Source organism: Plantibacter sp. VKM Ac-2880 (genome assembly GCF_015351235.1).
Classification (GTDB): Bacteria; Actinomycetota; Actinomycetes; order Actinomycetales; family Microbacteriaceae; genus Plantibacter.
Genome location: NZ_JADKSJ010000002.1, coordinates 789,558 through 802,915, shown reverse-complemented (window position 1 = coordinate 802,915; position 13,358 = coordinate 789,558). Strand labels below are relative to the sequence as shown.

General features: G+C 69.5%; 11 protein-coding genes. 10 read left to right on the top strand and 1 reads right to left on the bottom strand.

The window, feature by feature from the left end; genetic code table 11:
* The first annotated feature begins 188 nt into the window (after window positions 1–188).
* The 9 genes from ITJ57_RS15775 (at window position 189) to ITJ57_RS15735 (ending at window position 11,117) form a co-directional block, all read left to right on the top strand.
* Window positions 189–329: a hypothetical protein gene (locus ITJ57_RS15775; protein ID WP_194670993.1), complete on the top strand. Its 141-nt coding sequence runs from the start codon at window positions 189–191 to the stop codon at window positions 327–329.
* A gap of 107 nt (window positions 330–436) precedes the next feature.
* A complete protein-coding gene (chvE, locus tag ITJ57_RS15770) occupies window positions 437–1,549 on the top strand; it encodes a multiple monosaccharide ABC transporter substrate-binding protein (protein ID WP_194671494.1) in 1,113 nt (370 codons plus the stop codon).
* A 211-nt stretch (window positions 1,550–1,760) separates the two neighbouring features.
* The gene (mmsA, locus tag ITJ57_RS15765; RefSeq protein WP_056014741.1) at window positions 1,761–3,269 is read left to right on the top strand and encodes a multiple monosaccharide ABC transporter ATP-binding protein; all 1,509 of its coding nucleotides are present in this window, start codon (window positions 1,761–1,763) and stop codon (window positions 3,267–3,269) included.
* Window positions 3,270–3,300: 31 nt separating this feature from the next.
* On the top strand, window positions 3,301–4,554 hold the full coding sequence (gene mmsB, locus ITJ57_RS15760; protein ID WP_194670992.1) for a multiple monosaccharide ABC transporter permease: 1,254 nt from the start codon (window positions 3,301–3,303) through the stop codon (window positions 4,552–4,554).
* A gap of 58 nt (window positions 4,555–4,612) precedes the next feature.
* Window positions 4,613–6,328 carry a hypothetical protein gene (locus ITJ57_RS15755; RefSeq protein ID WP_194670991.1) on the top strand — a complete coding sequence of 572 codons (1,716 nt, stop codon included), beginning with the start codon at window positions 4,613–4,615 and terminating at the stop codon, window positions 6,326–6,328.
* Window positions 6,329–6,569: 241 nt separating this feature from the next.
* Window positions 6,570–8,267 carry a ribulokinase gene (araB, locus tag ITJ57_RS15750; protein ID WP_370582504.1) on the top strand — a complete coding sequence of 566 codons (1,698 nt, stop codon included), beginning with the start codon at window positions 6,570–6,572 and terminating at the stop codon, window positions 8,265–8,267.
* Complete coding sequence (locus tag ITJ57_RS15745; RefSeq protein ID WP_194670989.1) at window positions 8,264–8,971, top strand: L-ribulose-5-phosphate 4-epimerase; 708 nt, start codon at window positions 8,264–8,266, stop codon at window positions 8,969–8,971. The genes araB and ITJ57_RS15745 overlap by 4 nt, the downstream gene beginning before the upstream one ends.
* Before the next feature lie 157 nt (window positions 8,972–9,128).
* The gene (gene araA / locus ITJ57_RS15740; RefSeq protein WP_056014267.1) at window positions 9,129–10,646 is read left to right on the top strand and encodes an L-arabinose isomerase; all 1,518 of its coding nucleotides are present in this window, start codon (window positions 9,129–9,131) and stop codon (window positions 10,644–10,646) included.
* 150 nt (window positions 10,647–10,796) lie between these two features.
* Window positions 10,797–11,117 carry a hypothetical protein gene (locus ITJ57_RS15735; protein ID WP_194670988.1) on the top strand — a complete coding sequence of 107 codons (321 nt, stop codon included), beginning with the start codon at window positions 10,797–10,799 and terminating at the stop codon, window positions 11,115–11,117.
* 19 nt (window positions 11,118–11,136) lie between these two features.
* Here ITJ57_RS15735 and ITJ57_RS15730 read toward each other — a convergent pair whose 3' ends face one another.
* Entirely contained in the window at window positions 11,137–12,231 is a 1,095-nt protein-coding gene (locus ITJ57_RS15730; RefSeq protein ID WP_194670987.1) for a hypothetical protein, read from the bottom strand.
* A 95-nt stretch (window positions 12,232–12,326) separates the two neighbouring features.
* On the opposite strand from ITJ57_RS15730, the gene ITJ57_RS15725 reads away from it, so the two are divergent.
* On the top strand, window positions 12,327–13,304 hold the full coding sequence (locus ITJ57_RS15725; RefSeq protein ID WP_194670986.1) for a cyclase family protein: 978 nt from the start codon (window positions 12,327–12,329) through the stop codon (window positions 13,302–13,304).
* Window positions 13,305–13,358 lie beyond the last annotated feature (54 nt).

Here is a 13,358-nt window from a genome sequence, read left to right as displayed (position 1 = left end):
CCCGGAACCAGGTCGCTGAGAGCGCGACCATACCCCGACGATCGCCGGTTATGAAAATGAGACACATCCCGACTTGACATCGGGTGGAGGTCTGGGGCTATCGTGTGACACACAATGTGAACGGTCACATTCGGAGTGACGAGGAAGTCGACGTGGGAACGAAGCGCAACGGAGCGAGCAGGTGGGCGATGAGCCTCCTCCCGATCCGCGGCACCGATCGAACCGACCACGACTCCCTCTCGGCACGGCTTCCCGCCGGCCACCTCTCCCTGCACCCTCGCCGGCACCACGACGAGGCGTCCGCACCCGCACCCGCGAACGCCACGTAGCCGACGAGCGGCCTCGATGAGCTGGACACATCGACGCCGTTCGACCTGCGCATGACAACGACGTCCAAGCAACCCCCTAGGGAAGGAACCACACAGTGAAGAAGAGAATGCTCCTCGCCACGCTGGCCGCAGGCACGATGGTCGTGTCGCTCGCCGGCTGCTCCGGCGGCGCAAGCGGCGGATCGGGCAGCGGCGAAGGCGACGGCAAGCTCGTCGGCGTCGCGATGCCCACCAAGAGCTCCGAGCGCTGGATCCAGGACGGCAACGCCGTCAAGGAGCAGCTCGAGAAGGAGGGCTTCAAGGTCGACCTGCAGTACGCCGAGGACGACATCCCCACCCAGGTCTCGCAGATCGAGAACATGATCACCAAGGGCGCCTCCGTCCTGATCATCGCGTCGATCGACGGCACCACGCTCACGAGCGTGCTGCAGGAGGCCAAGGACGGCGACATCCCCGTCATCGCCTACGACCGCCTCATCCGCGACAGCGAGAACGTCGACTACTACGCGTCGTTCGACAACTACAAGGTCGGCGTGCAGCAGGCCAACTCGGTCCTCAACGGCCTCGGCCTCGTCGACCTCGAGGGCAAGCCCACCGAGGGCGCACCCGCCGGTCCGTTCAACATCGAGATGTTCGCCGGCTCGCCCGACGACAACAACGCCACGTTCTTCTGGGACGGCGCGCAGGACACCCTGAAGCCGTTCATCGACGCGGGCACCCTCACGGTCGCCAGCGGCCAGACCTCCTTCGAGCAGGCTGCAACGCTCCGTTGGGACGGCGAGACCGCGCAGAAGCGTATGGAGAACATCCTCACGTCGACCTACTCCGACGGTTCCAAGGTCAACGCGGTCCTGTCGCCCTACGACGGCATCTCGCGAGGCATCATCTCGGCGCTGACGGACGCCGGCTACTCGGTGGGCGACGGCTGGCCCGTCATCTCCGGCCAGGACGCCGAGCTCGACTCGGTCAAGGCCATCGAGTCCGGTGAGCAGTACGCGACCATCTTCAAGGACACCCGCCAGCTGGCGAGCGAAGCCGTCAAGATGGCCGTCGCCGTCCTGAACGGTGAGAAGCCCGAGGTCAACAACACCGAGGACTACGACAACGGCAAGAAGGTCGTCCCGTCCTTCCTCCTCGAGTCGCAGATCGTCGTCAAGGACAACATCCAGGAGGTCCTCGTGGACTCCGGGTACTGGACCGAAGACGAGATCAAGGGCTAACACCCACCGAAGTCCCCAGTCGGGCTCGGGGAGCGGATTCCGCTCTCCGAGCCTGTCTCGGGGCCCGGGTCAGCACCTCGACGCTTCGACCACCTCAGTGACCATGTCCGGTCCCTGAGTCGGACGACGTGCCTGAGGTCACCGGCCAGGCTCAACGACGACCACCAGTAAGGAGACTCAGGTGTCAGCCGAGACGACGAGCATCCTCGAGATGCGCAACATCATCAAGACCTTCCCCGGCGTCAAAGCCCTCTCGAACGTCACCCTCGATGTGCAGCGCGGTACCGTGCACGCCATCTGCGGCGAGAACGGTGCCGGCAAGTCCACCCTCATGAAGGTGCTGTCGGGCGTGTACCCGTTCGGGACCTACGAGGGCGACATCGTGTTCGAGGGCGAGACGATGGAGTTCAAGGACATCCGTGACTCGGAGTCCAAGGGCATCGTCATCATCCACCAGGAGCTGGCGCTCAGCCCCTACCTCTCCATCGCGGAGAACATCTTCCTCAACAACGAGCTGAAGGGGCCGCTCGGCCTCATCGACTGGAACCGCACCAACCAGGAGGCGGCAGCACTGCTCGCCCGGGTCGGTCTGCGGGAGAACCCGACGACGAAGATCCTCGAGATCGGTGTCGGCAAGCAGCAGCTCGTCGAGATCGCGAAGGCCCTCTCGAAGCGCGTGAAGCTCCTCATCCTCGACGAGCCGACCGCCGCCCTGAACGACGAGGACTCCGACCACCTGCTCGACCTCATCCTGCACCTCAAGGAGCAGGGCATCACGTCGATCATCATCAGCCACAAGCTCAACGAGATCAAGAAGGTCGCCGACACCGTCACGGTCATCCGCGACGGCAAGACGATCGAGACGATCGTGAAGAACGACGTCACCGAAGAGCGCATCATCAAGGACATGGTCGGTCGCGACCTCGAGCACCGCTACCCGGACCACACGCCGAACATCGGCGCCGAGATCCTGCGCGTCGAGGACTGGACCGCCCACCACCCGCAGGACCCGACCCGCGTGATGGTGGACGCCGTGAACCTCAACGTGCGCGCCGGTGAGATCGTCGGCATCGCCGGCCTCATGGGCGCGGGACGCACCGAGTTCGCGATGAGCCTGTTCGGCCAGTCGTACGGCAGCCGGATCAGCGGCAAGGTCTTCAAGAACGGCTCCGAGATCCGCACGCGCACCGTGTCGGAGGCCATCGCGAACGGCCTCGCGTACGCCACCGAGGACCGCAAGTACTACGGTCTCAACCTCATCGAGGACATCAAGCGCAACATCTCGATGGCCTCGCTGAAGAAGCTCGAACGCGGCGGACTCGTGAACGACAACGAGGAGTACAAGGTCGCCGAGGAGTACCGCAAGAGCATGAACATCAAGGCTCCCAACGTGCTCGCGAAGACCGGCAAGCTCTCGGGCGGCAACCAGCAGAAGGTCGTGCTGTCGAAGTGGATCTACTCCGACCCCGACGTCCTCATCCTCGATGAGCCCACCCGTGGGATCGACGTCGGCGCGAAGTACGAGATCTACACGATCATCAACCGCCTCGCCGCCGAGGGGAAGGGCGTCATCGTCATCTCCTCCGAGCTCCCCGAGCTCATCGGCATCTGCGACCGCATCTACGCCCTCAGCGAGGGCCGCATCACCGGCGAACTGCCGATCGAGGAAGCGAACCCCGAAGCGCTCCTCAAGCTCATGACCATGGAGAAGCCCCGCTAAGCGGGCGCGGACGGATCGAAGGAGAACCACCATGTCCGATCTGGACACCAAACCCACCGTCCCGGCAGGGGACGGCACCGCTGCCGGCGGCCTCGTCAACCCGGCCACGAACCGGTTCACGAGCTGGCTGACCCACATCCTCAGCGACCTCGGCAAGAACGGCATCTTCATCGCCCTCCTGCTCGTCGTCGTGTTCTTCGCCGTCATCACCGACGGCATCCTCCTGCGGCCGCAGAACATCTCCAACCTGATCGTGCAGAACGGGTACATCCTCGTCCTCGCGATCGGCATGGTGATGGTCATCATCGCCGGCCACATCGACCTGTCGGTCGGTTCCGTCGCGGCCTTCGTCGGCGCCGTCTCCGGTGTCTTCGCCGTGCAGATGCAGATGCCGTGGTGGATCGCGGTCATCCTCTCGCTCGCCATCGGTGCCCTCGTCGGCGTCTGGCAGGGCTTCTGGATCGCCTACGTCGGCATCCCGGCCTTCATCGTGACGCTCGCGGGCATGCTCATCTTCCGTGGCCTCGCGCTCGTGGTCCTCGGCAACGCGAACATCGGTTCCTTCCCGGCCGAGTACCGCGCCCTCGGCAACGGCTTCCTCAACGACGTGTTCGGCGACTTCCCGATCGACCCGCTCACGCTGGGGATCGGCGTCATCGCCGTCATCGGCCTCGTCGTGCAGCAGGTCCGCACGCGCCTCGGCCGACAGAAGTACGGCCAGGAGACCGAGCCCTTCCCGTGGTTCGTCGCCAAGCTCGTCCTGATCACCGCCGGTATCGGCTTCTTCGTCTACGCCCTCGCCGCGTACAAGGGCATCCCGGTCACGCTCATCGTGCTCGCCGTCCTGGTGCTCGTCTACGGCATCGTCATGAACCGCTCGGTCTTCGGTCGCCACATCTACGCGATCGGTGGAAACCGCCACGCGGCCGAGCTGTCCGGCATCAAGACCCGCAAGGTCGACTTCTTCCTGTTCGTCAACATGGGCTTCCTCGCGGCGCTCGCCGGCCTCATCTTCACGGCCCGCCTGAACCTCGCGGGCCCGAAGGCCGGTGACGGCTTCGAGCTCGAGGCGATCTCCGCGGCGTTCATCGGTGGAGCCGCGGTGCAGGGTGGTGTCGGCACCATCGGTGGGGCGATCATCGGTGGTCTCATCATCGGCGTCCTGAACAACGGTATGTCGATCATCGGCCTCGGCATCGAATGGCAGCAGGCCGTCAAGGGCCTCGTGCTCCTGCTCGCCGTCGCCTTCGACGTCTACAACAAGCGCCGCAGCGGCGGACGCTGATCCGCGGCCCCGCTCAGGCGGCGAGCTGTCCAGCACGAACGACCAGTCACCCTCAGCGATGACCGCGAACCACGGAGGCGAGCGCACCGGCGAACAGGCCGGGGCGCTCGCCTCCGTGCGTGGTCCGGGCGGCGGTCCGACGGCCTCGTCGCTACCGGCGCTCGAGGTGCTCGACGGTGACGAGACGGTGCTCGCCGTCGCGGCCGGCGTCGTCCACGCGGTCGTCGGGGCCCGGTCGGCGACGCGGCGGTTCGTCGACGCCCTCGCGGGAGCCGCGGGCGGACGGCGGCGACGCAGGACCGCCGAGGTCGTGCGCATCGAGGGGAAGGTCGTCACCCTCGCCTCGCGTGCGGCGTCGAGTGCGGCCGGGATCGCCGTGGTGACCGGCGGCCAGGCGATCAGCTGGACGCAGGACGTCGGCGACAACGTCCTGCTCGGCAACGAGCACGGCTCGCGTGGCGACGGCTTCAGTGCCGCGGTCCGTGCCGCCCTCCGCCTCGGCCGTTCCGGCGGCGAGGCGCGCGGGACCGACCGGGATCGCGTGGTCCGAGCGCTCGCGACCGTGGGCCTCACGACCGAGCCGACCACGGCGGTCGCGGAGTTGACCACCCTGGAACGCCGACTCGTCGAGCTGGCGAGGGCGGTCGCAGCCGGGGCGGCCGTCGTGATCGTCGACGAGCCCGGAGCCGGGCTGTGTGCACCGGAACGCGAGCATTGGCAGGCCGCCCTGCGGGCCGTCGCCGCCACACCGCGGCTGACCGGGACCGCACCGGTGGTGCTGCTCGTCACGGGGACGGTCACCGGCCTCGCCGCCGTCGCCTCGGCGGTCACCCTGCTCGGCACCGGATCCGGCGCGAACGGCCCCCGCACGCTCCCGGTGTCGGACGCGGCCGACGAGCGGCGGGTGCTCGACGCCTTGGCAGCTGGCCTCGGGAGCGCCGCGGCCCTCCGCGGCACGGACCGGGCGAGCGACAGCGGACGGTCCTGCCCGGATCGCGACGCCCGTCCTGCGGAACGCGCCAGCGGGCTGGTCGTCGAGCGGTGGCACGCGAGCCATCCCGCCGACGCAACCAGGACCGTCGTCGACGGGCTGAGCTTCGCGTGCGCTCCCGGCGAGGTCCTCGGCCTCTTCGGCCCCCTCGACTCCGGTGCCGGCGAGGTGCTCCTCAGCCTGTTCGGCCGCTCGTACGGCGCCATGGTGAGTGGAACGGTCGCCATCGACGGCCAGACCGTCGACCTCTCGACCATGGACCGCGCACGTGACGCCGGACTGCTCTACACGACGGAACATCCGATCCGCTACGACCTCGCGTTCCTCGGCGGTGTGCCCTCGAGCGTGTCGCCGACGTCGCTCACCCGCATGGTCTCGACCGGGCTCGCGGACGGCCGTCGGGCGTATCCGGCGACCACCGGGGCGAGCGGTCTGGCCGCGGTGCTGCCCGGTGCGCATCGCGGCCCGACCGCCGAGCAGTTCACCGAGTCGCTCCGGTCGCTCCTCGACACACCGGCCCGGGTGGTGCTCCTAGCCGAACCGTTCGGGGACCGCCGCGGCGCCGATGCGGCCGAACGCGTCGACCTCATCCGCGCCATCGCCGCCTCCGGACGCGCGGTCGTGGTGGCCGGTGACGACCCCTCGGCGCTCGTCGAGGTCTCGGACCGGGTCATCGCGGTCCGCCACGGCCGGGCGGTGGGGGAGACCCGTCCCGACCGCGACGCCAGGGGGCATCGGGACGCGGTCCTCGCGGTCCTCGACGCGATGGGCGGCCTCGCATGACCGGCGCTGGCCAGGCCGATGTACAACGTTGTACACTGAGGCGGGCCCGGACGCCGTCGAACCTCCACCCGACCCCGGCCCACCAACCCCGAGCGTCCCCGAGACGCCGCAGGCTTCCGTACCACCCGACGAACCAGCACCACCAGACGAAGGAGTCCAGCCGGTGAATACCGAGCACACCGCAGCATCCCCCAGCGCGTCCGGCGCGCAGTCGCAGACGGACCCCGCCGAGACCTACACGATCGGTGTCGACTTCGGCACGCTGTCCGGCCGGGCCGTCGTCGTCCGCGTGTCCGACGGCGCGGAACTCGGTTCCGCCGTCCTCGACTACCCGCACGCCGTCATGGACCGTGAGCTCGCCTCGACCGGCGCCACCCTCCCGCCCGACTGGGCGCTGCAGGTCCCGGCCGACTACGTCGCGGTCATCAAGTCCGCCGTGCCCCGCGCCGTCGAGGCCGCCGGGATCGACCCGGCAGCGGTCATCGGCATCGGCACCGACTTCACGGCCTGCACGATGGTCCCCGTCATCGCTGACGGCACCCCGCTCAACGAGCTGCCCGAGTACGCCGACCGCCCGCACGCCTACGTGAAGCTGTGGAAGCACCACTCCGCTCAGCCGCAGGCCGACCGCATCAACGAGCTCGCCGCCGAGCGGGGCGAGTCGTGGCTGCCGCGCTACGGCGGGCTCATCTCCAGCGAGTGGGAGTTCGCCAAGGGGCTCCAGCTGCTCGAGGAGGACCCGGAGCTCTACGAGCGCATGGACCACTGGGTCGAGGCCGCCGACTGGATCATCTGGCAGCTGACCGGACGCTATGTCCGGAACGCCTGCACCGCCGGGTACAAGGGCATCTACCAGGACGGCGCCTACCCGAGCCACGAGTTCCTCGCCGCCCTCAACCCTGCGTTCGAACGCTTCGCCGACGACAAGGTCGAGCACGAGATCGGTGAGCTGGGCGCTGCCGCCGGCACGCTCTCGGCCGAAGCCGCCGCGTGGACCGGGCTCCGCGAGGGCATCGCCGTCGCGGTCGGGAACGTCGACGCGCACGTCGCCGCCCCCGCAGCGCAGGCGGTCTCGCCCGGTCAGATGGTCGCGATCATGGGCACGTCCACCTGCCACGTCATGAACGGCGACGTCCTCCGCGAGGTCCCGGGCATGTGCGGCGTCGTCGACGGTGGCATCATCGCCGGCCTGTACGGCTACGAGGCGGGCCAGTCCGGCGTCGGCGACATCTTCGCCTGGTACGTCGAGAACCAGGTCCCCGCCCGGTACACGGAGGAGGCGGCCGCACGCGGCGTCAGCATCCACGAGTACCTGACGTCCCTCATCCAGGACCAGCCGGTCGGCGCCCACGGGCTCGTCGCGCTCGACTGGCACTCCGGCAACCGCTCGGTGCTCGTCGACCACGAACTCTCCGGCACGGTCCTCGGCCTGACGCTCACCACGCGCACCGAAGAGGTGTACCGGGCGCTGTTCGAGGCGACTGCCTTCGGCACGCGCAAGATCGTCGAGACGTTCAACGCCTCCGGCGTGCCGGTGACCGAGTTCATCGTCGCCGGCGGCCTGCAGCGGAACCCGTTCCTCATGCAGACCTACTCCGACATCCTGCGCCTGCCGATCTCGATCACCGCGAGCGCCCAGGGTCCGGCGCTCGGCTCCGCCATCCACGCGGCCGTCGCGGCCGGCGCCTACCCGGACGTCCCAGCGGCCAGCGCCGCGATGGGCAAGGTCGACCGCGCCGTCTACACGCCGAACGAGGCCGCGGCCGACGCGTACGACCTGCTCTACGCCGAGTACGCCACCCTCCACGACTACTTCGGTCGGGGAGCCAACGACGTCATGAAGCGGCTGAAGCGCCTGCGCCGGGCCGCCCTCGGTGGCGGCTCCGACAGCCTGCCGACCGACACCGAGACCACCGCCCTCGAAGGAGCAACCTCGTGAACACCTACTCACCGGAGATCGAGGTCGCGATCGCCCGCGTCCGCGCCGACGTCGCGAAGCTCCACGGCGAGCTCGTGCGCTACGGCCTCGTCATCTGGACCGGCGGCAACGTCTCCGGTCGAGTGCCCGGCGCCGAGCTGTTCGTGATCAAGCCGTCGGGCGTCGACTACGACGACCTCGCGCCGGAGAACATGATCCTCTGCGACCTCGACGGCAACGTCATCCCGGGCACGCCCGGCTCCGACCGGTCGCCCTCGAGCGACACGGCCGCGCACGCCTACGTGTACCGGCACATGCCCGAGGTCGGTGGGGTCGTGCACACGCACTCCACCTACGCCGTCGCCTGGGCCGCACGCGCCGAGCCGATCCCGTGCGTCATCACCGCGATGGCCGACGAGTTCGGCGGGGAGATCCCCGTCGGACCGTTCTCGATCATCGGTGACGACTCGATCGGTCGCGGCATCGTCGAGACGCTGACCGGCCACCGGTCGCGCGCCGTGCTGATGCAGAACCACGGCCCGTTCACGATCGGCAAGGACGCGCGCGACGCCGTGAAGGCGGCGGTCATGGTCGAGGACGTCGCCCGGACCGTGCACATCTCGCGGCAGCTGGGTGAGCCGAAGCCGATGCCGACCGAGGCGATCGACGCCCTGTTCGACCGCTACCAGAACGTCTACGGCCAGGCGCCCCAGGGCGCGCTCTAGACAGCCGCCGCACCCCGGTCCCGCCCTTCGACAGGCTCAGGGACCGAGCTGACCTCACCCCCTCCGGTCCCTGAGCTTGTCGAAGGGCCACCCTCACGCAGGTCCCGCCCTTCGACAGGCTCAGGGACCGAAACGACCTTCAGAAAGAACAGCACCCATGCCGAAGCCCACCACCACCCTCGACCACTACACCGTCTGGTTCCTCACCGGCAGCCAGAACCTCTACGGCGAGGAGACCCTCCGCCAGGTCGCCGAGCAGTCGCAGGCCATCGCCGCCGAGCTCGGTGCCGCCGCCGACGTCCCGGTCCGGATCGAGTGGAAGCCCGTCCTCAAGGACTCCGAGTCCATCCGTCGCGCCATGCTCGACGCGAACGCCGACGACAGCGTCATCGGCCTCGTCACCTGGATGCACACCTTCAGCCCCGCGAAGATGTGGATCGCCGGCCTCGACGCCCTCCAGAAGCCGCTCCTGCACCTGCACACGCAGGCGAACGTCGAGCTGCCGTGGTCGGAGATCGACTTCGACTTCATGAACCTCAACCAGGCCGCCCACGGCGACCGCGAGTTCGGCTACATCCAGACCCGGCTCGGCGTCGCTCGCAAGACGGTCGTCGGCCACGTGTCGGACCCGCGGGTGCAGCGCGAGGTCGGCACCTGGCAGCGCGCCGCAGCCGGTTGGGCCGCCACCCACGAGCTGAAGCTCGCCCGCTTCGGCGACAACATGCGCTACGTCGCCGTCACCGAGGGTGACAAGACGGAGGCCGAGCTGCGGTTCGGCGTGCAGGTGAACACCTGGAGCGTCAACGAACTCGCCGAGGCCGTGCACGCCTCGACGGACGCCGACATCGACGCGCTCGTCGCCGAGTACGAGGAGCTGTACGACGTCGTCCCCGAGCTGCGGAAGGGCGGCGAGCGTCACGAGTCGCTCCGCTACGGCGCCGCGATCGAGCTCGGCCTGCGCTCGTTCCTCGAGGCCGGCGACTTCGCCGCGTTCACGACGAGCTTCGAGGACCTCGGCGAGCTGCGTCAGCTGCCCGGTCTCGCGGTCCAGCGCCTCATGGCCGACGGTTACGGCTTCGGTGCCGAGGGTGACTGGAAGACGGCCGTCCTCGTGCGCGCCGCGTCCGTCATGGGAGCCGGGCTGCCCGGCGGCGCCTCGCTCATGGAGGACTACACGTACCACATGGAGCCCGGCAACGAGCTCATCCTCGGGGCGCACATGCTCGAGGTCAGCCCGACGCTGTCCTCCGCGCGCGCCACGCTCGAGGTGCACCCGCTCGGCATCGGCGGCAAGGAGGACCCGGTGCGCTTGGTCTTCACGGCCGACTCCGGCCCGGCCGTGGTGGTCGCCATGAGCGACATGCGCGACCGCTTCCGCCTGACGGCCAACGTCGTCGAGGTGGTCCAGCCCATCGAGGCGCTGCCGAAGCTGCCCGTCGGTCGTGCCGTGTGGAAGCCGGCTCCCGACTTCGCGACGTCGGCCGCCGCCTGGCTCACCGCGGGTGCGGCGCACCACACGGTGATGTCGACGGCCGTCGGGGTCGAGGTCTTCGCCGACTTCGCCGAGATCGCCAAGACCGAGCTCCTCGTGATCGACGAGTCGACGACCACGCGAGACTTCCAGCGCGAGGTGCGCTGGAACAACGCGTACTACCGTCTGGCCCAGGGCTTCTAAGCACCCAGCAGTCCCATGAGGACGGCCTCCCACCGGACGGTGGGAGGCCGTCCTGCGTTCCGGATTCGCCGACCGTGCGGTGCGACGTCGGCGCTTGCTAGCCTGGGGCGAGGCGCCGGGGGTGGCGCGTGGAACGACGGGGGTCGACCGATGACGGACGTGTTCGAGCAGGCCGGGGCACCGGGGCAGGACGAGGAAGCGGCGACCGGACGGACCGGGCTCGGCTGGAGGCTCGCGATCGGCGGGACCGTCCTCGTCGCCGGTGTCGGCGCGGTCCTCGCGATCGTCGCGGCCACGGGCGGATTCGCCGCCGCGGACCCGGCCGCCGCCGAGCGGGCGATGGAACGCTGCATCGAGGAGCAGGCGAGCCGGATCGTCGACGCCGGCGACCGCACGCCGGAGGAGGCCGCGGCGGAGGGCTGCGCGCTCGACGCCGAGTCGGACACCTTCCTCGACGAGTACGGCGACTGACCACGACCGCTCGGGCAGCTCAGCGCATGAGCCCGACGACCGTGCCGACGACGAAGAGCGCGAGCGCGCTCCACATGAGGATGTCGTCGAGGCTCATCCGGACGGCGAGGCGCCGACCACGGGTGCTGACCCGGCCGGCCGCCGTCGTCGAGGCCGAGGCGTCCGCCGTGACGCTCCGTCGGTCACCTCGGGTCTCGCGCCACCGGGCCCAGCGTTCGACGCGGTCGTCGAGCGCATCGACGGCGTCCGCGATGTCGCTCCAGTCCTCCGGTCTGGTCGTGACGAGGTCCTTGGTGGTCACGAGGAGGAGCCAGTCGTCGACGATCTCCACGTCGAAGCCCCGCACGTGGTCGAGCAGGCGCGCCATCACGTCGGGCGTGAACAGGTAGAGCGCGTCGGCCTCGTAGCCGATCGGGCAGTACAGCTGGAAGTGGCGGTCGAACCCGCCCTCGAGGCTGAGGCGTTGCGCATCGACCGGGGCGCCGGCACCGGTCATGCCTCGGCGGCGGACGTCCTGGGCGCGGAGCAGGATGTGGGGGAGCGCGACGGGTATCCGGAGCGCGCAGTAGCCACCGAAGGGGGCCGCGAGGTTCTTGCGGTTGCCGATGACCTCGTAGTTCGCGATCTCGATGCCGCGCGGCTCCCGGCTCCGGAACACCCGGTGCAGGTTCGCCGACCCGCGGCTCCGCCAAGGCATGTCGCGTTGCAGGGCGATGGGACCGACCCGGTAGTCGAACCCGTTCGCCTCGGCGAAGGCGGCGAGACGGAGGTGCGTGCGCTTCAGGGTCCTGCGCGACCAGACCCGGATCGTCATCCGGACGAGGATCACGGCGAGGAGGATCATGACCACCACGAGGGTGCCCATGCCGAAGGCGATCCCGCCGGCGTTCCGACCGCCTTGCGCATAGGCGAGCAGGCCGACGAGCCCGAAGAAGAAGATGCCGAAGAGCCCGCCCAACGCGCCGAGGGTGGTGGTGAGTCGTCGGGCTCGCCCCATGCGATCGCGTGCGTCGCGGTCCTCCGCCACGAAGGCCGGCCACTGCGCTCGGACCTCGTGACCGGGAAGCGGTCGGGTGAGCGCACTCGTGTCGAGTGGTTCGGGAAGCGCCTGCACGCCGTTCAGCCTACTTCCGCGCTCGTGGCCGGATATCGGTGACGCATGGCCGGGAATCCCTCGGCGCGGCTCAGGCCACGCGCCAGAATGAAGGCATGACCGAACAACGCGCCGTCCTCGATGCCTCCGTCAGTTTCCTGAACGGTGGTGGCCTCGCCGTCGAGGACTTCCGCCTCGACCTCCCACCCGCCATCGCCCAGGCGAAGGGGAAGGCGCAGCAGCAAGAGATCGGCCGGCTACTCGTCACGCATCTCGGTCTCGCCATGGTCGGTGAGATCCGCATCACGAAGCTCGAGATCGTGCGCGAACAGCACAAGGGTTCCCGCGGGATCCTCGCCGCAGCGGCGGCCGCGGGGCTCGAGCTCCCCACCGAGACGGCCGACATAGAGCGGCGGCCGCGCCCCGAGGGACGGCTCGTGGAGCTGAGCCACCCGATCCGCGCCGGACTCCGCACCTACCCGGGCTTGCCGGAGCCGGTGATCCGTCCCTTCCTCACCCGCGAGGACTCGCGCGCGAACTACGCGGAGGGGACCGAGTTCGCGATGGACGTCATCGAGATGATCGGCAACACCGGGACCTACCTCGACAGCCCCTTCCACCGCTATGCGGGCGGCGGCGACCTCGCGAGCCTGACGCTCGACCGGTTGGTCGACCTCCCCGCCGAGGTCTTCCACCTGCAGGACTCGTCCGAGCGCGGCATCGGCGCGAACGTCTTCCTCGACCGTGAACTGCGCGGGACCGCCGTGCTGCTGCACACCGGCTGGGACCGCCACTTCGAGACCGACGCGTACCGATCGAACGCGCCCTACCTCGCGGAGGACGGTGTCCGTCACCTCGTCGAGCAGGGCGTGGTCCTCGTCGGGATCGACTCCATCAACATCGACGACACCGAGCCGGGGTCCGGCGGAGCGCGTCCGGCGCACTCCCTCCTGCTCGACGCCGGGATCCAGGTGGTCGAGCACCTGACCGGCCTCGAGCAGCTGCCCGCGAGCGGCGCGACGTTCACCGCCACCCCACCGCTCGTCGAGGGCTTCGCGACCTTCCCGGTGCGCGCCTTCGCCCGCCTGCCCTAGGCCCGGAACCGTCGCCGCCGGACGGGCGCTGTGGGCACCCGTCCGACGGCGCCC

What these genes read in the sequence shown, in the direction of transcription:
- ITJ57_RS15755 (WP_194670991.1), top strand. Translation starts at nt 4,613, where the DNA reads ATGACCGCGAACCACGGAGGCGAGCGCACCGGCGAACAGGCCGGGGCG.
- mmsB (WP_194670992.1), top strand. Translation starts at nt 3,301, where the DNA reads ATGTCCGATCTGGACACCAAACCCACCGTCCCGGCAGGGGACGGCACC.
- araA (WP_056014267.1), top strand. Translation starts at nt 9,129, where the DNA reads ATGCCGAAGCCCACCACCACCCTCGACCACTACACCGTCTGGTTCCTC.
- mmsA (WP_056014741.1), top strand. Translation starts at nt 1,761, where the DNA reads ATGCGCAACATCATCAAGACCTTCCCCGGCGTCAAAGCCCTCTCGAAC.
- chvE (WP_194671494.1), top strand. Translation starts at nt 437, where the DNA reads ATGCTCCTCGCCACGCTGGCCGCAGGCACGATGGTCGTGTCGCTCGCC.
- ITJ57_RS15735 (WP_194670988.1), top strand. Translation starts at nt 10,797, where the DNA reads ATGACGGACGTGTTCGAGCAGGCCGGGGCACCGGGGCAGGACGAGGAA.
- ITJ57_RS15725 (WP_194670986.1), top strand. Translation starts at nt 12,327, where the DNA reads ATGACCGAACAACGCGCCGTCCTCGATGCCTCCGTCAGTTTCCTGAAC.
- ITJ57_RS15775 (WP_194670993.1), top strand. Translation starts at nt 189, where the DNA reads ATGAGCCTCCTCCCGATCCGCGGCACCGATCGAACCGACCACGACTCC.